The following is a 22,353-nucleotide window of genomic DNA, read 5'->3' on the forward strand; positions in this document are numbered from 1 at the left end:
ACCCGACAGGCCCCGGTGCGGCGGGCCGGCCCGGGGCGGGGACAGTGGTCCTCGCCCCGGGCCGGCGTCGTTGGCGCGGCTCAGGTGCGGATCGGGCTCGGCTGCCGGGTGCGGTTGCCAGGTGAGGGCCGGGCGTCGTTGCCGGGTGAGTGGATGTCGTACGTACGGCTACCAGACGAATGCCGCCGACTGGTTGGCCGTGGCCACACACGGAACCGTGGCCGACGTCGGGGACGAGGCCACGATCTGCAGTGACCAGTTGGTGGCGCTCGGGGGAGCGGCCAGCACCACGGAATCGGTGCGGTCACCCGCGGCCAGGGTGCCGGAGGTGAGTTTCAGTGGGCCCAGGGTGATCGGGCTGCCGCCGCTCATACCGGGGTTGGTCTTTCCGGAGAACTGCACCTGACTGGTGACGCCGCCCGAGGTCTTGGTGAGCTTGAGCGTCGTCGTGATGCTGTTCGGATCGGCGCTGGTGCCGGCCGGCATCGCGATCGCCGTGGACGTGATCTTGATGGTCTTGGACGTGCCCGAGTCGGCGGCGGTCAGGGTGGCGAGACCGCTGCCCCAGGCCCCGCAGTTGTATGTGGCCGTCGCGGTGAGCGGGGTCACCGCCTGGGCCGACGGCGCCAGGGCGAGCGCGGCGGCCGCGGAACAGGCTGCGGCGAGCACGAGCGGGACGCGTCTTCGGTTCGACGGCCGTACAGAAGTGATCGACATGACGGGAGGGACTCCTTCCGGTTGAATTCCGCGGATTCGAAGAAATCGCTGAATGCGATCTTCTTGCGGATCTGCGTGCCGGGCCCGGCATGTCGGATGCAGTGAAACTGTGATCTTCGGAGATGTCAAGAGATGTCAACAGGTGCGTGGAAAGTGCTTGTAGAAATGCTTTTCGGGCATTTCAGATAGCGATCATTCTCCGAATAAGGATCAGTTAATTCTCTCTTGACTTCTCTGCACGCGACCTCCTCAATGTGCGCAATCAATGGGCCATGGAGGGGTGTCTGGTGATCCGACGACGAAGACCCGGCGTGACCGGTCTGCTCGCTGCCTGCTTCGTACTGTCCCTGAGCTGTGTCGGGGCCACCGCCCAGGCCGCGCCACCGGCCGGACAACAGGCCGCCGGTACGGTCACCCCGACCGTCCACTGCACCCTGCCCGCCGGTCAGGGTGAGGCGACCGGGCCGCAGCAGATGACCGTCGAGCTGTCGCCCGCGGTCGTCGCCCCGGGCGGCAAGGTGCACGCGAAGGTCACGCTCGGCCCGTCCCCCGCCACCAGTGCTCTCGCGCTGGAGGATGTGCCGACCATCCCCAGCCTCGACCTCGCCATGTCGGGCGGGGCCACCGGAACCGTCACTGTGCGGGGCGCCGAGTTCACGATGGACATCCCGGCCGGGACGCCCATCGAACTCCCGCCGTACGAGGGTGACTTCCTGGTCCCGGCGGACGCCTCGGGCGACATCTCGTTCGCCCCGGTCCGCACGCTGACGCAGACCAAGGTGCTCGGCTCGGTCTTCGAGACCCCCTGCGACGTGGTCGACGGGGGCGGCTCCATCGGCACCGTCACGGTGGAGGGCACTGGTTCCGGGCCCGCCACCCTGACCGCCCCCGCCGATCCCGTACGTCCCAACACCCCTGTGACGCTGGGTGGTTCGGGATGGACGCCGAGTGGCACGCCTGTGCCTTCGCTCTGTGCGGTGGGCGGTGGCGGCTGTGATCCGCTGAAGTTCAAGGGCCACACCCTCACCATCGACAGTTACGGAACGCTGCACGGCGCGGCCACCCTCGCGGAGGCCGGGGCGGTGCCGGACGGCGCGTACGAGGTGAAGGTCAACGACGGTACGAAGGAAGCCACCGCTCCCCTCACCGTCAAGGCCGTCGCGGCAGGCGACCGCGAGATCTCGCTCTCGCGGAGCAGCGGACCGGTCGGCAGTGTGATCACGGTCAGCGGCAGGAACTACAACCCGGACCGCTGGATCAATGTCATCGGCCTCGACGCGACGGGCACCGGGCTCGACGACAGCGCGGTCTACGTCAAGAGCGGCTCGGACGGCACCTTCGCCGTGGAGTTCACCGTGATCTCCGATGCCGTCGTCGCCGTCCAGGCCGACGAGGGCAACGATCCGGCGACCGTACGGACCGCCCCGTTCACCGTCTCCACGGGCGGGGGAGGAGGCGGCACCGCCGACCAGAAGCTGAACACCTCGGTCCGGGCCGGGACGCTGTCCATGGTCCAGGACGGTGACACCGTCGACTTCGGTACGACGGTCCTGGGCACCGGCAGCGGTGTGCAGCGCTCCCGGCTCAACCGGGTCGAGGTGGAGGACGCGCGCGGCGTCAACAGCGGCTGGTCCCTGACCGCCACCCTCACCGGCTTCACCAGCGCCGACGGGGGCACCATCCCGGCGGGCGCCGTCCGCTGGACACCCAAGTGCACGGCGCAGAACGGGAGTGCGGGCGTGCCGGTGGCCGGATCGCCCGCCACGCTCGGGAGCGAGGCGGCGAGCCTCTGCCGGATGAATCCGGACGGGTCCCGTCTGTTCACCGGCGGCCGGTTCGACGCCGATGCCGATCTCGCACTGACGGTTCCCGGATTCACCCGGCCCGGAGATTACAGCGCCACCCTGACACTCACCCTTCTCTGAGGGCCGTCAGGGGAAGGACCCGGAGACGCCCGCCTGCTCCGTATCGCATCGGACCAGGCGGGCGTCGCCATTTCGAATTCGGAGAATTCCCGTAGTCATGGAGGAGCCGCATGTTCGTACGGCCGAGATCGAGAAGACCGGAAGGATCGAGAAGATCCGGAAGACCGGGTGCGGTGTTACGCCGCACCGTCGCCCTCACCGCCGGGGCCGTGCTGGCCTGGACCGGTGGAACCGTCGCACTCGCCCCCGTCGCCCACGCCGGCACGGTCACCCCGACCGTCCACTGCACCCTGCCCGCCGGACAGGGTGAGGCCACCGGGCCGCAGCAGATGAGCGTCGACCTCTCGCCGGCCGTCGTAGACCCGGGCGGCAAGGTCCACGCGAAGGTCACCCTCGGCCCGTCCCCCGCCACCAGCGGACTCAGCCTGAGCGATGTGCCCACCACCCCCAGCATCGACTTCGCCATGTCGGGGGGCGCGGCCGGTACGGTCACCGTCACCGGACCGCAGATCAACCTCGACATCCCGTCCGGGAAGCCGATCGAGATCCCGCCGTACGAAGGGGACTTCATCATCCCCGCCGATGCGAGCGGACCGATCTCCTTCACCCCGGTACGCAATCTGACGCGTACGAAGGTGCTCGGCTCCACCTACGAGACCCCGTGCGACGTGATCAGCGGCGGCGGCTCCATCGGCACCGTCACCGCCGAGGGCACCGCGGGCCTGCCCGCCACCCTGACCGCGCCCACCACCGCCGTCCGGCCGTCCACCGCGGTCGCCCTGACGGGCAGCCTGTGGACCGTCGGCGCCACCCCCGTACCGTCGCTGTGCGCGGCGGACGGCGGTGGCTGCGACACCGGAAAGTTTGTCTCCAGCACCCTCGCGATCAGCAGCTCGGGGGAGCTGACCGGAAGCGCGATGCTCGCCGCCGCCGGCACCGTGGCCGACGGCTCGTACCTGGTGAAGGTCGGCGACGGTACGAAGGAGGCGACCGCGCCCCTGACCGTCAAGGCCTATCTCCCCGGCGGGCCACGGGCCATCGCGCTCTCCCGCGCCGGTGCGCCGCTCGGCAGCGTCATCGAGGTCACCGGCAGCAACTACCTGCAGGACCGGTGGATCAACACCGTCGGCCTGGACGCGAGCGGGGCGACGCTCGACGACACCGCCGTCTATGTGAAGAGCACCCCCGATGGCACGTTCAGTGCCGACTTCACCGTTTCCGACCCGGCCATAGCCGCGATCCAGGTCGACGAGGGCAACGACCCGGCGACCGTACTGACCACCCCGTTCGCCGTGACCGACGCCTCCGCGACGCTCCGGGCGGGCGCGGCGAAGGTCAAACCCGGCGGAACGATCACCCTCTCCGGCGGCGACTGGCCGACCGGGACCACGCCCGCCGCCGCGCTCTGCGCCGCCGACGGCAGCGCCTGCGACAGCGCCCGGATCAGTGGCTCCACCCTCCGGATCAACGCCGACGGAACGCTCGCCGGTACGGTCACCGTGGCCGGATCCACCCCGCGCGCCGTGTACGCGCTCCAGGTCACCGCAGGAGGAGCGCAGGCCCTCACACCGCTGACCGTCGCCCCGACCTTTGTCGTCCTCACCCCGTCGGCCGGGCCGAAGGGCACCGCCGTCACTGTCCTCGGGCAGGGGTTCGCGAAGGTCGCCACCGTATCCGTCGTCGGGCTGCGGGCCGACGGATCGCAGACGTCCGACCCGGTGAGGACGAAGGTGGTCGGGCTGGACGGGGCGTTCTCGCAGACCTTCACGGTCAACGCCACCGACACCGTCGCGATCCGGGTCCGGGAGGTCCTCGTCAACCCGCGCACCGAGACGGCGGCGTTCACCGTCCAGGACGGAACCGTGCCCGCCGGACCGTCCTTCGCGCTCTCGCCGTCCGAGGGGCCCGTCGGCACGGTGGTCCAGGTGACCGGCCGGGGCTTCGCCCCCGTCGCCACGGTCTCGGTGACCGGCCGCACCGCGGACGGGAAGCAGAGCTCGGACTCGTACGTCACCCGGGTCATCGGACTTGACGGCACCTTCGCCCTCAACTTCACCGTCCGCGACCCGGCGACGAGGGCGATCAGAGCCTGCGAGGTGCTCGTGAACGGAAAAATTGTGCAACAGTCGTTCACGGTGAGTTAACGCCCGTTCACGTCCGGTGTGCGGAGCGTCGCCGAGCCGTCGGCCGACCTGGACGCGCGTAGACGTCCAGGCTTCGGCCGACGCCGCGCTGACCGGCGCTTATGCTTCTTCACCGCAACTCCACTTCCGCTGACGCCCGGATTCTGGACGAGGTCTTCCGCTGAGCGGACTGGCTCGCTACTGTCCAAAAAAATGCACGCCCCGTGGCAACGCCGCCGCGGAGCGCAGCCGGTTGCCTTGGCCAGGCCGGCGGCCTCTCCGTGCGTCGCCGCTGGGACCGGTGGCACACATCCCGTGGGAACCAGCCGCCGCCGCTCACCAAAGAGGAGAGGGCGTCGTGACCGCGGAGACCTCCCAGACGCTCGACCGGGGACTACGGGTCCTCAAACTGCTTGCCGACACCGACCACGGCCTGACCGTCACCGAGTTGTCCAACAAACTCGGCGTCAACCGAACCGTGGTCTACCGTCTGCTTGCCACCCTGGAACAACACGCCCTGGTACGCCGCGATCTGGGCGGCCGGGCCAGGGTGGGCCTCGGCGTGCTGCGCCTGGGCCGCCAGGTGCATCCGCTCGTGCGGGAAGCCGCGCTGCCCGCGCTGCGGTCCCTCGCCGAGGACATCGGGGCCACCGCCCATCTCACGCTGGTCGACGGCAGCGACGCGCTGGCGGTCGCGGTCGTCGAGCCGACCTGGACCGACTACCACGTGGCCTACCGGGCCGGCTTCCGTCACCCGCTGGACCGGGGTGCCGCGGGCCGGGCGATCCTCGCCGCCCGCCAGAAGCCGGTGGGTGAGACCGCCTTCACCCTCACCCACGGCGAACTGGAAACCGGGGCGAGCGGGGCGGCGGCCGCGCTGATGGGGGTGACGGGGGTCGAGGGGAGCGTGGGCGTGGTGATGCTCGCGGACTCCGTACCCGAACGCGTCGGCCCCCGAGTCGTGGACGCGGCCCGCGAGGTGGCGGACGCGCTCCGGTAGGCAATTCGAGCCCGTCCGGCGATCGAGGACGAAGCGGCCGACCGGACGACCCGGCCCCTCGCGGGAGCGTGGGCAGCCGGGCGGGCCGGGTCGCACCACCACCCGGCCCGTACCAGCGCCCCGGCGGTTAGATTGGGCGGGTGCTCACTCGTCTCTCGCGCCCCCGCACCCGCACCCTCGCCCTGTGCGCCCTGCCTGTCCTCGCCCTGTTCGGCGTGGCCGCCTTCGTGCCGCTGCCGTTCACGCTGGCGCAGCCCGGCACGACCGCGAACGTGCTCGGGGAGGATCACGGCACCCCCGTGATCAGTATCAAGGGCGCGCCCACCCGCCCCACCAAGGGTGAGCTGCGGATGACGACGATCGTCGCGACCGGGCCAACCGCCGATGTCGGCATCGGTGATGTGATCGACAGCTGGTTCCGTACGGACCGGGCGGTTCTGCCCCGCGACTCCGTCTACCCGACCGGCAGCTCCGAGAAGGAGATCGAGAAGCACAACCTCGAAGACATGAGGAAGTCGCAGAACTCCGCCGTCGACGCGGCCCTGAACTACCTCGGCAAGCCCAAGGACTCGGTCGACGTCACCCTGCACCTCGCCGATGTCGGCGGCCCCAGCGCGGGCCTGTTCTTCGCGCTCGGCATCGTCGACAAGCTCAACGGCGACGGCTCCGGCGGCGATCTCACCGGTGGCCGCACCATCGCGGGCACCGGAACGATCCAGGCGAACGGCGCGGTCGGCGCGGTCGGCGGGGTGTCGCTCAAGACTCAGGCCGCGCACCGCGACGGTGCGACCGTCTTCCTCGTCCCGAAGGCCGAGTGCCGGGAGGCGGGCGCCGAGCTCCCCAAGGGGCTCCGGCTGATCCCGGTCACGACCCTGAAGAGCGCGGTGTCCTCGCTCCAGGCGCTGGAGCAGGGGCGCAAGGTCCCGAGCTGCTGATCTCGGCGGCCGGTGACGGCGCCGAGGACTCCGCCGCCGTGCCCCCGGACCCGGAACCGGCCGTGTCCATCGTGCGCCACACCGGGAACACCAACGGGCTCAGCGTCGCCAGCAGGTACACGGTGCCCATCGCCAGCAGCGCACCTCTCGCGCCTGCGCTCTCCACCAGCAGGCCGGCCGCGAGACCGCCCACCGGCATGGCCAGTTCGCCGCCCGCCGTGAGGACCCCGGAGACCCGGCTGCGCAACTCGTCGGGCACGCTCCCGTAGACCACCGTCGTCAGGATCGGGTTCAGCACCCCGCCCGCGATGCCGCTCAGCGCCATGGTCACGGCGAGCGGCAGCGTGGTCCCGGTCAGCGCCGCGACCGCATACCTGGGCGCGCCGCACAGCACCACGCACACCGTGAAGACGGCCCGCCGCGAGAAACGGTGTCCGAACGCCCCGTACAGCAGCGCCCCGGTCAGCCCGCCCGCGCCGAACAGCGCGGTGAGCAGCCCGATGTCCCTGGCTCCGCCCAGTTCGGCGGAGGCGTGCACCGGCAGCAGGACGGCGTTCCAGCCCTGATCGGTGCCGTTCATGAAGAGGACCATCACCACGACGGCCAGCAGCAGCCGGTTGCCCAGCAAGTAGGTGTATCCCTCGCGCAGTTCGGCGCGGTACGCCCGCAGCGAGACGGGCGCCGCGGCCTTGCGGGGCTCGGCCGCGCGTACCCCGCGTACCCCGGCCGCGATCAGCAGCGCGGACGTCACGAACGTCGCGGCATCCAGCAGCAGTACGGTCTCCGCGCCGACCAGTGCGATCAGTACGCCGGCCAGCGCCGCCCCGACCATCCGGGCGCCGCGCGAGACGGCGTCGAAGAGACTGGCCGCGCGGGCGAGGGTGGTGCCGGCGTGCTCGGCGAGATCCGGTACGAGGACGTAGCGGGCCGTGTTGCCCGGGGTGTGCAGGAGTCCGCTGAGCGCCATCAGCGCGCACAGCATCCAGAACGCCAGGGCGTCCGCGTAGTGCAGCAGCGGGACGGCGGCTACGGCGATGCCGCACACCAGGTCGGAGGCGACGGAGACCCGGCGGCGTCCGATCCGGTCGATGACGGGTCCGCCGATCAGCGCGGAGACGACGATCGGCAGAGTCGCGCAGAAGGCGACGACGCCGGCCCGTCCCGCGCTGCCCGTGGTCTCCAGGACGAACCACGGGACGCCGATGAGGGTGAGTGAATTACCGGCCGTGGATATGGAGTTGGCGGACAGTACGGCGATGAGCGGGGTGCGGTTCCGGTCCCCCCGGCCGTTCATGCCGTACCGGATGCGACGGAGGTGCGGCCGGGGTGGCGGGGCAGGATGCGCAGTCCCAACTCGACGAGGACCCAGCCCAGCCGGGTGCGCAGCCCGGTGCGTGACGCAGTCGGCGCAAGGTGTAACTCCGCTGCCCGCTGCCGTAGTTCGGCGGCGCGCTGGTGGTGCAGCAGCAGATGCGTGTCGGGGTGCATGGCGGTGTCCTTTCGGTCGGAGGGGCTCGTTGCCTGCCGGGCTCGTTATTCGGCAGGGCGCGGGAAGAAGTGCACATGGCTGCGGACGGTGGCCGATCCCTCGGTGTCTTCCGGGACCCGGTCCCGGTAGCTCTCGATGAGGTCGTGGATCTTCCCGATCAGCTCCGAGGAGAGATCGGGGGTGAGGCGCACCTTGAAATCGCTGACGTCCCAGCCGCGCCGCCACTCCTCGGGCCATTCGTGCATCGTGCCGAGCCAGGTGTTCAGTTCCTGGGCGTGCGTGGTGGCGATCTCGTGGAGTACGACGCCGATGGCGCCGCGCACCTCGGGATCCGGGTGGCTCATGAATCTGCCGCTGTTGAACATGGTGCCCATGTGGACGGCCCGCCACCAGCGTTCGCGGCCCTTGCCGCGCTCCGGGTCGTCCTCGACGAAGCCGTACGTCGCCAGTTGCCTGAGGTGGTAGCTGGTGGCGCCGCTGGACTCGCCGAGCCGGTTCGCGAGACCGGAGGCGGTGGCGGGGCCGAACTCCCGCAGCGCGTTCAGCAGGCGCAGTCGCAGGGGATGGGCGAGCCCGCGCAGGGTGCGGGCATCGACCGTGTGGATCTTCGGATCGTCGACGGGGCTGTCGCCGCCGTCCTCTGTTTCGGGCATGGCTCAACAGTAGAGTTGCAAAACCATCTTTGCAACGAGTTCTTTGCAATCACTTCTTTGCGTTCTGCCCCGGAGCGCCGCCGATGGCCGCAGAGGTTCATCCCTGCTTGATGAACCCCTCCTGGATCAGCCAGTCCTTCGCCACCTCGTGCGGGTCCTGCCCGTCGACATCCACCTTCGCGTTGAGCACCTGGGCGACCTCCGTCGTCAGCTTCCTGCTGACCGGGTCGAGCAGCCCCGCGATCTGCGGGTACTTCTCGAAGGTCTTGGTGTGGATGACGGGCGCCGCGTTGTAGTTGGGGAAGAAGTGCTTGTCGTCCACGAGCACATCGAGGTCCATGGCCTTGATCCGGCCGTCCGTGGTGAACACCTCGCCCAGCAGACAGGAGTTGGACTTCGAGACCTGGGTGTAGATGATCCCGGCGTCCATCTTCTTGATGTTGGCGGCCGGGAGCGACATCCCGTACGCCTTCTCCATGCCCGGCAGCCCGTCGTCGCGCGAGGCGAACTCGTTCTCCACGCAGATCGTCACCGCCGACGGGTTCTTCCTCGCCAGCGCGGCGACATCGGAGAGCGTCCTCAAGTGGTACTTCGCGTTGTTCTTCTTGCTGATGGCGAGCGCGTAGGTGTTGTTGAGGGTGGACGGCGTCAGCCAGGTCACCCCGTTCTTCCGGTCCTCGTCGCGGACCGCCTTCCACTGCGCCAACGGGTCGGCGATCGGCTTCGCATGGCCCAGATAGGTGATCCAGCCGGTGCCCGTGTACTCGTACATCGCATCCGCGTCGCCCTTGACGATCGCCTCGCGCGCACTGATCGAACCGGGCAGGTTCGTCCGGTCCAGGACGTCTGCGCCGGCGGCCTTGAAGACCAGGCCGATCATCTGGCCGAGGATGATGTTCTCGCTGAAGTTCTTCGAGGTGACGGTCAGCGAAGCACCGTGCAGCGGCTGCCCCCGACCCACGGAGCCCGGCACCACGTCGTCCACCATCGGCGAGCCGCTCTTCAGACCGCATCCGGAGAGTGTCAGCGCCAGGGCGACCGCCCCCACGAGTCCGGCACGCACCTGCCGCGGGCCCATCTCACCCCACCTCCAGTCCACGCGGCGTCAACGCCACCTCGACCAGTGAGGCCAGCCAGTCCACCAGCAGCGCCAGCACCACCGTCAGTACGGAACCGAGCACCAGCACCGGCATCCGCTGGGTCTGGATGCCCGAGGTGATCAGGTCCCCGAGGCCGCCGCCACCGACGAAGGTGGCCAGGGTCGCCGTACCGACGTTGAGCACCAGCGCCGTCCGCACACCGGCCAGGATCAGCGGGACGGCGAGCGGCAGTTCGACCTTGGTGAGCGTCCCCATCGCCGACATGCCGATGCCGCGCGAGGCCTCGACCAGGCTCGGTTCGATCGCCTTGAGGCCGGCCACCGTGTTGGAGAACACCGGCAGCACCGCGTAGATCACCATGCCGATGATCGCCGTCGACGGGCCGATGCCCAGCCAGATGACCAGGAGCGCCAGCAGACCGATCGCGGGGGTCGCCTGCCCGATGTTGGCGACGGCCGTGACCACCGGGGCGCCCTTGCGCAGCCGGCGCCGGGTCAGTGCGATCCCCAGCGGGATGGCGATGATCAGAACCCAGAACGTCGAGATCGCGGTCAGTCTCACATGCTGCCACCAGCGCAGCTGCACATTGCCGCCGGTGAGCGAATTCCTCGCGATCGAGTCGAGGTGGGTGTTGGTGATCCACAGATAGGTGATGGCCATGACGATCGCGAGCGCGGCCGGCAGCAGTACCAGCTTGCGCCAGGTGATCCGGCGCCGCGGCCCCGCCGGTGGCGGTGGGGGCTCCTCCTCCTCGTCGCGGAAAGCATGGCCCATGACGTCGTGTTCGCCGGGCGGGCGGTCCTTGCCGGACACGGGCGCCGTGCGGGGGGAGCGCGGATTCCGCGCCGATTCGGGATTCCGCGGGAAGTTGGGATTCATGCGCCCGCACCGCCCTCCAGCTCCTGTTCGGTCTGGTGGGCGCGCATTTCCTCCAGGTCGTGCTGGTGCTCGATGGCGGCGAGCCGGTCGGCCTCCAGCAGTTCCTGGACGGAGTTCATCAGGGTGTGCATGTCGACGACCCCGATGAACTCGCCGCGCCGCCCGGTCACCGCGGCCCGTCCGCCGCTGTCGGTCAGCACCGCCTCCAGGGCGTCGTGCAGCGTCGCGTCCCGCGTCACCGTGTCATGGACCAGCTGCCCGGCACGCGCCAGCGAACCCCGCGCCCGCATCAGGTCGCCGCGCCGCAGCCACTTGTACGGGCGGTTCCTGCGGTCCAGCATCAGGAGCTCGTTGTGCGGGCCGCTGCGCAGCTTGTTGAAGATCGACTGGAGCGGGTCGTCGACCGTGACCGTCGGGAACTGGACCATCTCCACATCCCGTACGCGGGTGAGGTTGAGCCGCTTCAGCGCGGCCCCGGCACCGACGAAACCCGAGACGAAGTCGTCCGTCGGGTTGGTGAGGATCGCCTCCGGGGTGTCGAACTGCGCGATGTGCGAACGCTCCCGCAGTACCGCGATCCGGTCACCCAGCTTGATCGCCTCGTCGAAGTCGTGGGTGACGAAGACGATCGTCTTGTGCAGCTCGTGCTGGAGCCGGATCAGCTCGTCCTGCAGGTGGTCGCGGGTGATCGGGTCGACCGCGCCGAACGGCTCGTCCATCAGCAGCACCGGTGGATCGGCCGCCAGGGCCCGGGCCACGCCCACCCGCTGCTGCTGTCCGCCGGAGAGCGCACGCGGGTAGCGCCCGTGGAACTCCCGGGGGTCGAGGCCGACCAGATCGAGCATCTCCTCGACCCGGTCCTTCACCTTCGACTTCGACCAGCCGACCATCCTCGGTACGAGGGCGATGTTCTCGGCGACCGTCATGTGCGGGAAGAGCCCGGACGACTGGATCGCGTAACCGATCTTGCGGCGCAGCTTCACCGGGTCGATGTCGGTGACGTCCTCGTCGTTGATCCTGATCCGCCCGGACGTCGGCTCGATCAGCCGGTTGATCATCTTCAGGGTGGTGGACTTCCCGCAGCCGGACGGGCCGACGAAGATCACCGTTTCGCCGGCCTTGATGTCCATCGTGACGTTGTCCACCGCCGGGCTCGGATTGCCCGGATAGCGCTTGGTCAGGTTGTCCAGATGGATGGTGGCGCCGGAAGTGGTCTTCGTCGTCCTGGCGCTGTCGGCGGCCGTGCTCCCGCCGGCGGTGTCGGAGCCGGCGTTCCCGGTGCCGGCGGTCTCAGACACGGGTCCCCCCGGAAATGGTGAGCCGCCCGAGCAGTACGTACGCGGCGTCGAAGAGCAGGGCGAGGATGACGATGCCGAGCGTGCCTGCGAGCACCTGATTGATCGCGTTGGCGCTGCCCAACGAGGCGATGCCGCGGAAGATCTCATTGCCCAGGCCGGGGCCCGACGCATAGGCGGCGATGGCGGCGATGCCCATCAGCATCTGTGTGGAGACCCTGATGCCGGTGAGGATCGGCGGCCAGGCGAGCGGCAGCTCCACCCGGCACAGCCGGGCCGGCCGCGACATCCCGATGCCCTTCGCCGCGTCCACGAGCGACGGATCGACGCCGCGCAGCCCCACGATCGAGTTACGGACGATGGGCAGCAGCCCGTACAGCGTCAGAGTGATCACCGTGGGCGGGACCCCGAGCCCGACCAGCGGGATGAGCAGACCGATCGCGGCGAGGGAGGGGATGGTGAGGATCGTCGCCGTCGATGTGATGGCCAGTGTCCCCGCCCATCCGCTGCGATAGGTGACGACCCCGATCAGGACACCCAGCACGGTGGCGATGACCATGCACTGGAATACGGCACTGACGTGCTGATACGCGTCGGTGAGCAGCTGTTGATGCCGGTTGCCCAGGTACTCCCAGAAGCTCACACGCCACTCCTCGGCTCAGTCGTTGTCCCCTGCGGCCTGCTCGACGAGCGGGATGATGCGCAGCGGAACCGGGTTCTCCATGACGATGGCCGTGGAGGCCCGGACGATGCCATCAAAACCGACAACCCGGTCGATCACCCGTTGAAGGTCGGCGTTGGAACGCGCGACGAGACGGCAGAGCATGTCGCCGTGCCCGGTGGTGGTGTGCAGCTCCAGCACTTCCGGGACACCGGCCAAGTGGGCCCGCACATCGGTGCCTTGGCCCTGCTTGATCTCCAGCGTCGCGAACGCGGTGACGGGGTAGCCGAGCGCCGCCGGATCGACGGTCGGGCCGAATCCGCGGATGACTCCATTCGACTGAAGCCGGTCGAGGCGTGCCTGCACCGTCCCGCGCGCCACGCCGAGCCGGCGCGATGCCTCCAGGACGCCGATACGGGGCTCGCGGGCCAGAAGTACGATGAGCCGCCCGTCCAGATGATCGATCGCCATGGTGCGCCTCCGGGGGGTCGCTGTGGTGGTCATCATGTACAGATAGCCCGGCCATCATCCCCATCGGCTGTACAGATTGCCCAGCGGAGTCGCGAACTGTTGCGCACCTTGCAAAGCGGCGAGAGCCTTCGGGCATGACTGAGACTCTGCACACCACCCCCGACACAGCCCGGCAGGCCGACCCCTTCCCGGTGAAGGGAATGGACGCGGTCGTCTTCGCCGTCGGCAATGCCAAGCAGGCCGCTCACTACTACTCGACGGCCTTCGGCATGAAGCTGGTCGCCTACTCCGGACCGGAGAACGGCAGCCGTGAGACAGCGAGTTACGTCCTGACCAATGGCTCCGCCCGTTTCGTCTTCACCTCCGTCATCAAGGCGTCCACCGACCACGGCCGCTTCCTCGCCGACCATGTCGCCGAGCACGGAGACGGCGTCGTCGACCTGGCCATCGAGGTCCCGGACGCCCGCGCGGCCTATGCGTACGCGGTCGAGCACGGCGCCCTCGGCCTCGCCGAGCCGCACGAGGTCAAGGATGAGCACGGCACGGTCGTGCTGGCCGCCATCGCCACGTACGGCAAGACCCGCCACACCCTCGTCGAGCGCACCGGCTACGACGGCCCGTACCTGCCCGGCTACATCGCCGCGGCCCCCATCGTCGAGCCGCCGGCCAAGCGGACGTTCCAGGCCGTCGACCACTGCGTCGGCAATGTGGAACTCGGCCGGATGAACGAGTGGGTCGGCTTCTACAACAAGGTCATGGGCTTCACCAACATGAAGGAGTTCGTGGGCGACGACATCGCCACCGAGTACTCCGCCCTCATGTCGAAGGTCGTCGCCGACGGCACCCTGAAGGTGAAGTTCCCGATCAACGAACCGGCGATCGCCAAGAAGAAGTCCCAGATCGACGAGTACCTGGAGTTCTACGGCGGCGCGGGCGTCCAGCACATCGCGCTCGCCACGAACGACATCGTCGCCTCGGTGCGCGCGATGCGGGCGGCCGGCGTCCAGTTCCTGGACACCCCCGACTCGTACTACGACACCCTCGGCGAGTGGGCGGGCGAGACCCGCGTCCCCGTGGAGACCCTGCGCGAGCTGAAGATCCTCGTCGACCGCGACGAGGACGGCTACCTGCTGCAGATCTTCACCAAGCCGGTCCAGGACCGCCCGACCGTCTTCTTCGAGATGATCGAGCGCCATGGCTCGATGGGCTTCGGCAAGGGCAACTTCAAGGCCCTGTTCGAGGCGATCGAGCGCGAGCAGGAGAAGCGCGGCAACCTCTGAGCTCTCAGGGCGTGAAGGCGGGGCCTCCGGCGAACCGGGGGCCCCGTCTCATGTGTTGCCCGTGCCCGGAGGGCACGCTGTCGGGCGTACGACGCGCAGGCCGATCGGGTCCTTGACCATGCTGATCGAGTGAGGTACGAGGGGGCTCGGGGGCGAAGAGGCCGGCGGTGGGACCGATATGGGGCCGCGACGCGTCGTCGCGGACCCTGCGGCCGACCGCCGCAGGCTTCGAATGGGAGCCCCTACGCATGAACCGTCTCACCGCGTCCGTTTCCGCCGCAGTCGTGGCAACGGGCGCATCCCTCGCACTTCTCGCCCCCGCCGCCATCGGCGCGGCGGCAGCGAACACCGTACAGAAGGTCCTGCCCACCGAACTCGGGCCGGGGAAGCCGTGGATCCGGCTGCAGGACCCGCCCAACAATGTCCCCACGCCCCCCGGGATCCAGGAGGTCTCGCCGTTCGCGGACCCCGTCCGGTTCAACGGCAGCCTGCATCTGGCCATCGGCGGAGGCCAGCAGGCGCAGGCCGGGCACGCCTTCCCTCAGCTGATCCCGCTGAGCACGATCGCGGCCGCCGAGCTGTCGTACGACACCTACGTGAAGAGCGCGTCTTCGGCCACCGGCACCGGACCGAACCTCCAGCTCCCGATGGTCTGCCGAGGTGTGTTCACGACGCTCAGCTTCCGGCCGGAGAACAACACCGATGCTCAGGGGCGCCCGGGCGTGGTGGAGGACCGCTGGCAGCACTTCGCCTCCAGCGCGTCCAGCCCGTGGCGCACCTCCCAGGCGGTGGCGACGTTCCCCGCGCAGAGCGACCATCCGCTGAGCGACTACGCGGCCGCCTGCAACGCCGTCGGTGACGGGGTGGGCGGGGTCATCGCGAACGTCGGCCGGCTCGGTGACGTGAACGCCACACTCGATACGTACGTGGACAACCTGACCGTGAACGGAACCGTCTACGACTTCGCCATCGGCGGGCTCGCCACCGGCCGGGTCACTCTGCGGAACACCGGCCCGGGCGACAACTGCGACCACAGCGGATGCCGCTCGGCGGGCGGCGACCACGGCTCGGCGGCCGGCACGGTCACCTTCACCGACCCGGCCGACGGCCCCGAGTACCACGCCGTCGGCACCCGCCTGGTCATCGCCGACGGACGCTCACTCTCCCCCGGGGACCTCACCGTGACCGCGAACGGCCGGTCCGTGACCCTCACCGCCGGCCCGAACCACACGGTCATCGGTGTCGTCGCCCCCAACCCGATCGTCGACCTCAAGCCGAACGGCACCTACACCACGCCGATCACGATCACCCACCGTGACCGCCCGGGCCGGGAGGCCACGAAGGACTCCCTGACCGTCACCGCCGAACTGCTCGCCCAGGGCTACGACCCCCTCCAGAGGACCGGGGTCAAGGCCCACGCCACCCTGGGCCGATAGACGGTTCGGGGCAGCGACGGAAATCGCCGGACGGCCCGCACATCGCGGGCTGTCCGGCGACCGGACCGACGCGGAACCCGGGCGAAGAGCCGCCCGCACCCGTCAGCGGCTGCTCAGCACATGCGAGGCCGGGGCCTTGGCGGGTGCCTGCTGCTGCCGCGCCGGTGCGGCGGGCCGCGGCTTCGCCGCCGGCCCGGGTGCCCGGGCGGGCTCCATGCCCTGCGGGACGTCAGCCGGAGGACCGCCCAGGGAGTCCAGGGCCTTCCTCGCCGCCGGGCCTTCCAGCGGCGAGAAGTGCGGATTGATGCGCAGGGCCTCCGCCAGATTGCGGCGCGCCGAACCGTAGTCCTTCAACGCCTGCTGGATCGCGCCCAGGTGGGACATGTACGAGGCGTTCCGCCCATCCGTGCCGACCGCCTGCGTCGCGTACTGCAGCGCGGAGGACGAGTCGCCGGAGCGGTGCAGTGCCCAGCCCAGCGCGTCCGCCACCGCCGCACTGCGGTGCGACCGGTCCCACTCCGCCCTCAGCAGCTTCACCGCCGTGGCCGGGTCCCCGTGATCGCTCTCGAAACGGCCGCGCAGCAGTGCGTTGTCCACGCCCTCGCCGTCGTCACGAGTGAGAGCCTCGCCGAGCTGTGCGTACTGGCTCCGGGCATCTTCGTCCCGGCCCAGCGACTCGTACAACTCGCCCAGCTCCAGCATGTATTCGGGCCGGGGGAGGTTGGCCAGCGCCGCCTTGTAGTCGCGCTCGGCCTCGTCCGTACGGCCGAGCGCCACCAGCGCCCTGGCCCGGCCCGCGAGCGACGGATGAGCACGGTCGGTCCGCAGCGCCGCGCTGTACTGCGCCACCGCCTTGTCGGGCTCACCCCGCTCCCAGTCCAGTTCGCCCAGCAGATACAGGCATTCCGCCTTCTGCGCCGGTGTGGTGGCCCGGTCCGCCGCGGCCTGTGCGTCGGCCTGCGCCTCCTCGCGCCGGCCGCGGTCCCGGTACTTCTGCGCCGTCCGGATGAGCGCCGGGGCGCCGGAGTGCAGCGCCGTGAACTTCTCCACCGCCGTGTTCGCGGACGTGTAGTCACCGAGGCCGTTGTACGCGTCGATCAGGGCCGGATACACGTTCCATTGTTTCGGCTTCCGTGCCCGTACCGTCTCGCCCCACTTCTTCGCCGTGACGAAGTCGTGCCGGGCATTGGCGAGCGTCGCGAGCCCCACCCAGGCCGCCGTGTTCCCGTTCTCACCCGGCTGGACGTCCAGCGAACGCTTCAGCGCCTGTTCGGCCCGGCTGTAGTACGCCGCGTCCGCGGAACGCTGCCCCCACTCCACATAGGCCGTACCGAGCAACGCCCACGACGGCGCGTCGGACGGATGCGTGCCCACCCACTGCTGCCGGTCCCCGATCAGCGCCGTCAGATCGGAGAGCGAGGCGGGGGAGCCCATGTCCCTGGCCTTCAGGGCCCGCGAAACCGGACCGGGCGCGGGCGGCGGCGCGGACTTCTTCTCGTCCTTCGGCACGGCCACCACCGCACCCGTCACCAGTACCGCACCCGCCACCGCACCCATGGCCGCCCTGCGCAGCGTCGTACGCAGCGAAAGGGGCGGCAGTTCGGCCGGGGCCGGGTCCGGCGACGCCGGGTCCGGCGGTGCAGGGCCGGTTTCGGGAGGTTCGAGGGGAGGTTCGGTCGAATCGGGGGGCTTCGGAGGCTGCTGCGGCGTGACATCCATGCCGATCACTCTGCGTCAGTACGAAGAGCACACCGCGTCTTGCGAAGGCTGCGGCAGACGGGTTCACACCAATGGGCCCGAGTGCCACGCTTGGATCATGAACGGTCTTCTCGAACAACTGCGTGCGGGGCTGCCCGCCGAGGCCCTGATCACCGATCCGGACGTCACCGCCTCCTACGCCCACGACATGGCGAGCTTCTGCGATGCGGGCACGCCGGCCGTCGTCGTGCTCCCGCGCACGGTCGAGGAGGTCCAGCACGTCATGCGCACGGCCACGGCCCTGCGCGTCCCCGTCGTCCCGCAGGGAGCCCGTACCGGTCTGTCGGGCGCGGCCAACGCCTCCGACGACTGCATCGTGCTGTCCCTGGTGAAGATGGACCGGATCCTGGAGATCAGCCCCGTCGACCGGATCGCCGTCGTCGAACCGGGCGTCATCAACGCGGTGCTGTCCCGGGCGGTCAACGAGCACGGTCTCTACTATCCGCCGGACCCCTCCAGCTGGGAGATGTGCACCATCGGCGGCAACATCGGCACCGCGTCCGGCGGTCTGTGCTGCGTGAAGTACGGGGTCACCGCCGAATACGTACTCGGCCTGGAGGTCGTCCTCGCCGACGGGCGGCTGCTCACCACCGGCCGCCGTACCGCGAAGGGCGTCGCCGGGTACGACCTCACCCGGCTCTTCGTCGGCTCGGAGGGCAGCCTCGGCATCGTCGTCAAGGCCGTGCTTGCGCTGAAGCCCCAGCCGCCGCAGCAGCTGGTCCTGGCCGCCGAATTCCCGAGCGCGGCCACCGCCTGCGACGCGATCTGCCGGATCATGGAGCGCGGTCACACCCCGTCACTCCTCGAACTGATGGACCGTACAACAGTCCATGCCGTCAACAGGATGGCCAACATGGGCCTCCCCGACACCACCGAGGCGCTCCTGCTCGCCGCCTTCGACACCCCGGACCCGTCGGCCGACCTGGCCGCCGTCGCCGAGCTGTGCACCGCGGCGGGCGCCACCGAGGTGGTCCCCGCGGAGGACGCGGCCGAGTCCGAAATGCTGCTCCAGGCCCGGCGGATGTCGCTCACCGCACTGGAGACGGTCAAGTCGGCCACGATGATCGACGACGTCTGCGTACCGCGCTCGAAGCTCGGCGCGATGCTCGAAGGCACCGCCGCCGTCGCCGAGAAGTACGACCTCACCATCGGCGTCTGCGCGCACGCGGGCGACGGGAACACCCACCCCGTCGTCTGCTTCGACCACACCGACGCCGACGAGTCCCGGCGGGCCCGGGAATCCTTCGACGAGATCATGGCGCTCGGCCTGGAGCTCGGCGGCACGATCACCGGTGAACACGGTGTCGGTGTTCTGAAGAAGGAATGGCTCGCGCGCGAGCTCGGCGAGGTGAGCGTCGAACTGCACCGGGGCATCAAGCAGGCATTCGACCCGCTCGGGCTGCTCAACCCGGGCAAGGTGTTCTGACGGCCGGCCAGGACCGCGTCCGCTCACGCGTCGCCGTCCTGCCACTCGTCCGACGCCCAGGGGTCGCTCAGCCACAGATCGTCGGCCGGCAGCGGCGCGAGCAGCTCGGCGAGACCTTCGTCGATGCCGAGCCGCTCGGTCTCCGTACCCGGCGGAACCAGCCGCAGAGTCCGCTCCACCCAGGTGGCCACCACGGCGGACGGCACCTCCAGAAGGGCGTCGCCGTCGGGCGAAGTCAGGGCCACGAAGATGACGTTGCGCCGGTCGACCTTGGTGGGCCAGATCCGCACGTCCCCCTGGCCGCACGGCCGGAACACGCCCTCGACCAGCAGATCGCGGGCGAACGTCCAGTGGACGGGGAAGTCGGAGCCGATGTGAAAGGCGACGTGCACGGCGTACGGGTCCTCCGTGCGGTACGTCAGCCGGGCAGGGACGGGGATGCTGCGCTCGGGCGACAGAACCAGCTTGAGCTCCAGCTCGCGCTCCACGACGGTGTGCATGAGTGCGTCCTTTCGGTACCTGTGGGCCGGTCCCGCGACCGGTCCGCACAGGGAGAGAGCGCCCTCCCCGCCATCTATTACGCGACTTCCGGAAAAAATTTCTGCGTGACCGGAAAGTGGCTCAAACCCCTGGACTGGCCCAGGGGTACGCGGGCGTCTGATAGATGTGGACCCGTTGTATTGAGGCCTCGAAGAGATACGGGACCACGGTGATGAGCGCCCCAACCCCGGCACCCGGTGACGAAAGCCCCCGCGAGGGGTACTACCCCGACCCTTCCATTCCCGGATATGTCCGGTACTGGAACGGCGCTTCCTGGGTGCCCGGCACAAGCCGGCCCGCCCCTCAGCAGGGCGAGCCGATGCCCGCGACGTCGTCCGGAGCGGCGGCCGAACCGCAGCCGTCGGCCCCGGCGCCCGCGCCGGTGGACGAGACCGGTCCGGTCTTTTTCGACGAGGAGCCGTACGCGGACAACCGCCCCGAACAGGCCACCGCCTGGCAGGCCGACGCCTCCCGGCAGACCGGCTTCGGCGGCGAACGTGACCGGCGGGTCTCCTGGGGCGGCGCCGGGCAGCCCGGCGGACAGGGCGAGCAGAGCCGGCCGCCGTCGGGGCCGGAGTCCGGGGCGGGGTCCGGCCCGGGACCGGAGTCCGGCCGGGATCCGCGTATGTCTGCGGACCGGTCCCCCGCCGTCCGGGAACCCGTCGACCGGGCCCCCGCGGTCAGGGAGCCCGTCGACCGTGCTCCCGCAGATCCGCGCCGACCGGCCTCCCCGGATCCGACGGGCGGTGCGCTGCCGGGCATGCGTGACGGCAGGAGCCAGGCCCCCGAGAACACGGTCGCGATCCGCGCCGTGGGCCGGGGCGGCCGCCCGGCTGCTCCCCGGACGACGGAACAGATGCCCGCGGACGGGACGATGGCGATCCGTGCGATCGCCCCCGGGACCGGCGCGCAGCCCCCCGCACAGGCCTCGGCACAGCCCCCTGCGCCGGCCCGGAACCAGGCCCCCGCCCCGACGCAGGCCCCCGCCCCGGCCCCCGCCGAGCTCAACAGTCCTCTCACCCCGGGCCCCGGCGGCGGTGCCGCCTCCTGGGCGCAGCAGGTCCACCAACTCGCCCAGCCCGAGCAGGCAGCCCGCCCGCAGCCCCAGCAACACCAACCCCACCTCCCGCTCCAGGGGCAGCAGCCTCACCCGCAAGTCGGCGCGCACGGTGGACAGCCGGACCAGCCCGTCGTGCCCTGGAAGCCCCCGGTCGACGACCCCTTCCAGCAGCTCGCGCAGGCCCAGGCATCGGCCAGGCCCGCCGGACTCGGCAGGAGGTTCGCCGCCCGGCTCGTCGACACGGTGGTGCTGGCGGCGCTCGTCGGCGCGATCGGCTTCCCGCTCGTCTCGCGGGCGATGGACCACATCGACGAGAAGATCAGCGCGGCGAAGCTGTCCGGTGAGACGGTCACCGTCTGGCTGGTGGACTCCACCACGGCCGGTCTGTTCGGTGGGGTGCTCGGCGCGTTCCTCGTGCTCGGCGTCCTGCTGGAGGCGCTGCCGACCGCCAAGTGGGGCCGTACGCTCGGCAAGAAGCTCTGCGGACTCGAAGTGCGGGACATCGAGTCCCACGAGGCCCCGTCCTTCGGCGCCGCGCTGCGCCGCTGGCTGGTCTACGGCGTGCTGGGCCTCCTGGTGGTCGGAGTGGTCAATGTGCTCTGGTGTCTGTTCGACCGGCCGTGGCGCCAGTGCTGGCACGACAAGGTGGCGCACACCTTCGTGGCGGGCTGATTCCGCGTGAGAGCCCGCGGATCCCACTCCTCCGGCTGACGGCTCATCGGGGGAGAGGGCTTCGGGCGAGGTGCGTTCCCCCCGAACGGACCTGAGCCGTTGCGGGCGCCCGTGGGCCGGGGTGCACTGCCCCCATGAGCAACGATCAGCCGACGTCCGGTCAGCCGCCCGAGGACGACCCGTTCCTCAAGAAGCCGCAGGAACCGCAGGGGCCGCAGGAGCCGCAGGGGCCGCAGGAGCCGCAGGGGCCGCAGGGTCCGTCGTCGGGTTCGCCCTACGACAGCGCTCCGCCGCCTCCTCCGCCGCCGTACGATTCTGGTCCCTACGGCGGCGGTGGCCCGTACGGGGGCGTGGACCCGCTGGCCGGTATGCCGCCGCTCGGCGAGCCCGGCAAGCGGATTCTGGCCCGGCTGATCGACTTCCTGATCATCTCGATCCCGCTGTATCTGATCTCGTTGCCGTGGGGCGGCGCGGTCGAGATGAACGACAACAACAGCGGCAACAGCAACGTCAGCGATGTCTTCAGCCAGACGTACAGCGGGCACCAACTGCTCTGGTCGCTGATCGGTCTGGTGATCTACGTCGGGTACGACACGTACTTCACACACAAGGACGGCCGGACCATCGGCAAGCGGCTGTTGAAGCTTCGGGTCGCGATGCTCAACGACGGCCGGGTGCCGGACACCAGTGCGTCGTTCCTGCGGGCCGTGGTGCTGTGGCTGCCGGCGCTGCTGTGCTGCCCGTGCCTGTGGTGGCTGATCAACATCGTGCTCATGTTCACGGACAAGCCCTACCGGCAGGGCCTCCACGACAAAGCGGCGAAGACGGTGGTCGTCCAGACCGACTAGGGGGTGCCGGACGCTCCCCGGGCCCTTCTTGCGCCATACGGCCTCGGTCTCCGTACAGACTCGGTTTTCGAGTCTGTACGGAGAC

At 70.1% G+C, this 22,353-nt stretch carries 20 protein-coding genes; 9 read left to right on the forward strand and 11 right to left on the reverse strand.

Translation table 11 applies throughout. The features are described 5' to 3' along the window. Nucleotides 1-168: 168 nt before the first annotated feature. Nucleotides 169-717 carry a hypothetical protein gene (locus ACFVYE_RS45495; protein ID WP_383975080.1) on the reverse strand — a complete coding sequence of 183 codons (549 nt, stop codon included), beginning with the start codon at nt 715-717 and terminating at the stop codon, nt 169-171. Between the two features lie 287 nt (nt 718-1,004). On the opposite strand from ACFVYE_RS45495, the gene ACFVYE_RS45500 reads away from it, so the two are divergent. The 4 genes from ACFVYE_RS45500 to ACFVYE_RS45515 all read left to right on the forward strand — a co-directional run bounded on the left by ACFVYE_RS45500 (nt 1,005) and on the right by ACFVYE_RS45515 (nt 6,700). Further along, nucleotides 1,005-2,642, forward strand: a complete 1,638-nt coding sequence (locus ACFVYE_RS45500; RefSeq protein WP_389609422.1) for a hypothetical protein — start codon at nt 1,005-1,007, stop codon at nt 2,640-2,642. A 173-nt stretch (nt 2,643-2,815) separates the two neighbouring features. Continuing rightward, nucleotides 2,816-4,786 (forward strand): hypothetical protein, encoded by a 1,971-nt coding sequence (locus ACFVYE_RS45505; RefSeq protein WP_389609424.1) that lies wholly within the window; start codon nt 2,816-2,818, stop codon nt 4,784-4,786. 337 nt (nt 4,787-5,123) lie between these two features. Next, nucleotides 5,124-5,765, forward strand: a complete 642-nt coding sequence (locus tag ACFVYE_RS45510) for an IclR family transcriptional regulator (protein WP_389609426.1) — start codon at nt 5,124-5,126, stop codon at nt 5,763-5,765. Nucleotides 5,766-5,905: 140 nt separating this feature from the next. After that, complete coding sequence (locus ACFVYE_RS45515) at nt 5,906-6,700, forward strand: PDZ domain-containing protein (RefSeq protein WP_389609428.1); 795 nt, start codon at nt 5,906-5,908, stop codon at nt 6,698-6,700. Here ACFVYE_RS45515 and ACFVYE_RS45520 read toward each other — a convergent pair. From ACFVYE_RS45520 to ACFVYE_RS45555, 8 genes are all read right to left on the reverse strand, one after another. Next, a complete protein-coding gene (locus tag ACFVYE_RS45520) occupies nt 6,630-7,994 on the reverse strand; it encodes an MFS transporter (protein WP_383975094.1) in 1,365 nt (454 codons plus the stop codon). The genes ACFVYE_RS45515 and ACFVYE_RS45520 overlap by 71 nt on opposite strands. After that, entirely contained in the window at nt 7,991-8,188 is a 198-nt protein-coding gene (locus ACFVYE_RS45525) for a hypothetical protein (protein WP_389609430.1), read from the reverse strand. Before ACFVYE_RS45525 ends, ACFVYE_RS45520 begins: the two co-directional genes overlap by 4 nt. 45 nt (nt 8,189-8,233) lie before the next feature. Beyond that, nucleotides 8,234-8,842, reverse strand: a complete 609-nt coding sequence (locus tag ACFVYE_RS45530; protein WP_389609432.1) for a helix-turn-helix domain-containing protein — start codon at nt 8,840-8,842, stop codon at nt 8,234-8,236. 97 nt (nt 8,843-8,939) lie between these two features. Further along, nucleotides 8,940-9,920, reverse strand: a complete 981-nt coding sequence (locus ACFVYE_RS45535; protein WP_389609434.1) for a glycine betaine ABC transporter substrate-binding protein — start codon at nt 9,918-9,920, stop codon at nt 8,940-8,942. 1 nt (nt 9,921) lies between these two features. Continuing rightward, on the reverse strand, nt 9,922-10,716 hold the full coding sequence (locus ACFVYE_RS45540; RefSeq protein ID WP_383975117.1) for an ABC transporter permease: 795 nt from the start codon (nt 10,714-10,716) through the stop codon (nt 9,922-9,924). Between the two features lie 101 nt (nt 10,717-10,817). Beyond that, nucleotides 10,818-12,017 (reverse strand): ABC transporter ATP-binding protein, encoded by a 1,200-nt coding sequence (locus ACFVYE_RS45545; RefSeq protein ID WP_383975120.1) that lies wholly within the window; start codon nt 12,015-12,017, stop codon nt 10,818-10,820. 94 nt (nt 12,018-12,111) lie between these two features. Further along, complete coding sequence (locus ACFVYE_RS45550) at nt 12,112-12,759, reverse strand: ABC transporter permease (RefSeq protein ID WP_383975106.1); 648 nt, start codon at nt 12,757-12,759, stop codon at nt 12,112-12,114. A gap of 15 nt (nt 12,760-12,774) precedes the next feature. Beyond that, nucleotides 12,775-13,248: an Lrp/AsnC family transcriptional regulator gene (locus tag ACFVYE_RS45555; protein ID WP_383975109.1), complete on the reverse strand. Its 474-nt coding sequence runs from the start codon at nt 13,246-13,248 to the stop codon at nt 12,775-12,777. A gap of 134 nt (nt 13,249-13,382) precedes the next feature. Between ACFVYE_RS45555 and hppD the strand changes: the two genes are divergently transcribed. Further along, entirely contained in the window at nt 13,383-14,528 is a 1,146-nt protein-coding gene (gene hppD, locus ACFVYE_RS45560) for a 4-hydroxyphenylpyruvate dioxygenase (RefSeq protein WP_383975113.1), read from the forward strand. A gap of 248 nt (nt 14,529-14,776) precedes the next feature. Continuing rightward, nucleotides 14,777-15,964, forward strand: coding sequence for a hypothetical protein (locus ACFVYE_RS45565; protein WP_383975115.1), 1,188 nt, complete (start codon nt 14,777-14,779; stop codon nt 15,962-15,964). Between the two features lie 102 nt (nt 15,965-16,066). On the opposite strand, the gene ACFVYE_RS45570 is transcribed toward ACFVYE_RS45565, so the two are convergent. Then, the gene (locus ACFVYE_RS45570) at nt 16,067-17,683 is read right to left on the reverse strand and encodes a tetratricopeptide repeat protein (protein WP_389609437.1); all 1,617 of its coding nucleotides are present in this window, start codon (nt 17,681-17,683) and stop codon (nt 16,067-16,069) included. Between the two features lie 97 nt (nt 17,684-17,780). Here ACFVYE_RS45570 and ACFVYE_RS45575 point away from each other — a divergent pair, with 97 nt between their 5' ends. Continuing rightward, the gene (locus ACFVYE_RS45575; protein ID WP_383978671.1) at nt 17,781-19,148 is read left to right on the forward strand and encodes an FAD-binding oxidoreductase; all 1,368 of its coding nucleotides are present in this window, start codon (nt 17,781-17,783) and stop codon (nt 19,146-19,148) included. Between the two features lie 23 nt (nt 19,149-19,171). On the opposite strand, the gene ACFVYE_RS45580 is transcribed toward ACFVYE_RS45575, so the two are convergent. Continuing rightward, nucleotides 19,172-19,648 carry an SsgA family sporulation/cell division regulator gene (locus ACFVYE_RS45580; RefSeq protein ID WP_383978674.1) on the reverse strand — a complete coding sequence of 159 codons (477 nt, stop codon included), beginning with the start codon at nt 19,646-19,648 and terminating at the stop codon, nt 19,172-19,174. A 212-nt stretch (nt 19,649-19,860) separates the two neighbouring features. Here ACFVYE_RS45580 and ACFVYE_RS45585 point away from each other — a divergent pair, with 212 nt between their 5' ends. Both ACFVYE_RS45585 and ACFVYE_RS45590 read left to right on the forward strand, forming a co-directional pair. Further along, nucleotides 19,861-21,420, forward strand: coding sequence for an RDD family protein (locus ACFVYE_RS45585; protein ID WP_389609440.1), 1,560 nt, complete (start codon nt 19,861-19,863; stop codon nt 21,418-21,420). 134 nt (nt 21,421-21,554) lie between these two features. Then, nucleotides 21,555-22,268 carry an RDD family protein gene (locus tag ACFVYE_RS45590; RefSeq protein WP_389609442.1) on the forward strand — a complete coding sequence of 238 codons (714 nt, stop codon included), beginning with the start codon at nt 21,555-21,557 and terminating at the stop codon, nt 22,266-22,268. Nucleotides 22,269-22,353: the final 85 nt, after the last annotated feature.

This window comes from Streptomyces sp. NPDC058239 (assembly GCF_042882185.1).
Taxonomy (GTDB): domain Bacteria; phylum Actinomycetota; class Actinomycetes; order Streptomycetales; family Streptomycetaceae; genus Streptomyces.

Bases quoted from the DNA above. Each gene is read 5' to 3' on its own strand.
- ACFVYE_RS45530 (WP_389609432.1), bottom strand. From the start codon at position 8,842: ATGCCCGAAACAGAGGACGGCGGCGACAGCCCCGTCGACGATCCGAAG.
- ACFVYE_RS45580 (WP_383978674.1), bottom strand. From the start codon at position 19,648: ATGCACACCGTCGTGGAGCGCGAGCTGGAGCTCAAGCTGGTTCTGTCG.
- ACFVYE_RS45535 (WP_389609434.1), bottom strand. From the start codon at position 9,920: ATGGGCCCGCGGCAGGTGCGTGCCGGACTCGTGGGGGCGGTCGCCCTG.
- ACFVYE_RS45565 (WP_383975115.1), top strand. From the start codon at position 14,777: ATGAACCGTCTCACCGCGTCCGTTTCCGCCGCAGTCGTGGCAACGGGC.
- ACFVYE_RS45495 (WP_383975080.1), bottom strand. From the start codon at position 717: ATGTCGATCACTTCTGTACGGCCGTCGAACCGAAGACGCGTCCCGCTC.
- ACFVYE_RS45555 (WP_383975109.1), bottom strand. From the start codon at position 13,248: ATGGCGATCGATCATCTGGACGGGCGGCTCATCGTACTTCTGGCCCGC.
- hppD (WP_383975113.1), top strand. From the start codon at position 13,383: ATGACTGAGACTCTGCACACCACCCCCGACACAGCCCGGCAGGCCGAC.
- ACFVYE_RS45525 (WP_389609430.1), bottom strand. From the start codon at position 8,188: ATGCACCCCGACACGCATCTGCTGCTGCACCACCAGCGCGCCGCCGAA.
- ACFVYE_RS45585 (WP_389609440.1), top strand. From the start codon at position 19,861: ATGAGCGCCCCAACCCCGGCACCCGGTGACGAAAGCCCCCGCGAGGGG.
- ACFVYE_RS45540 (WP_383975117.1), bottom strand. From the start codon at position 10,716: ATGGGCCATGCTTTCCGCGACGAGGAGGAGGAGCCCCCACCGCCACCG.
- ACFVYE_RS45520 (WP_383975094.1), bottom strand. From the start codon at position 7,994: ATGAACGGCCGGGGGGACCGGAACCGCACCCCGCTCATCGCCGTACTG.
- ACFVYE_RS45575 (WP_383978671.1), top strand. From the start codon at position 17,781: ATGAACGGTCTTCTCGAACAACTGCGTGCGGGGCTGCCCGCCGAGGCC.
- ACFVYE_RS45570 (WP_389609437.1), bottom strand. From the start codon at position 17,683: ATGGATGTCACGCCGCAGCAGCCTCCGAAGCCCCCCGATTCGACCGAA.
- ACFVYE_RS45590 (WP_389609442.1), top strand. From the start codon at position 21,555: ATGAGCAACGATCAGCCGACGTCCGGTCAGCCGCCCGAGGACGACCCG.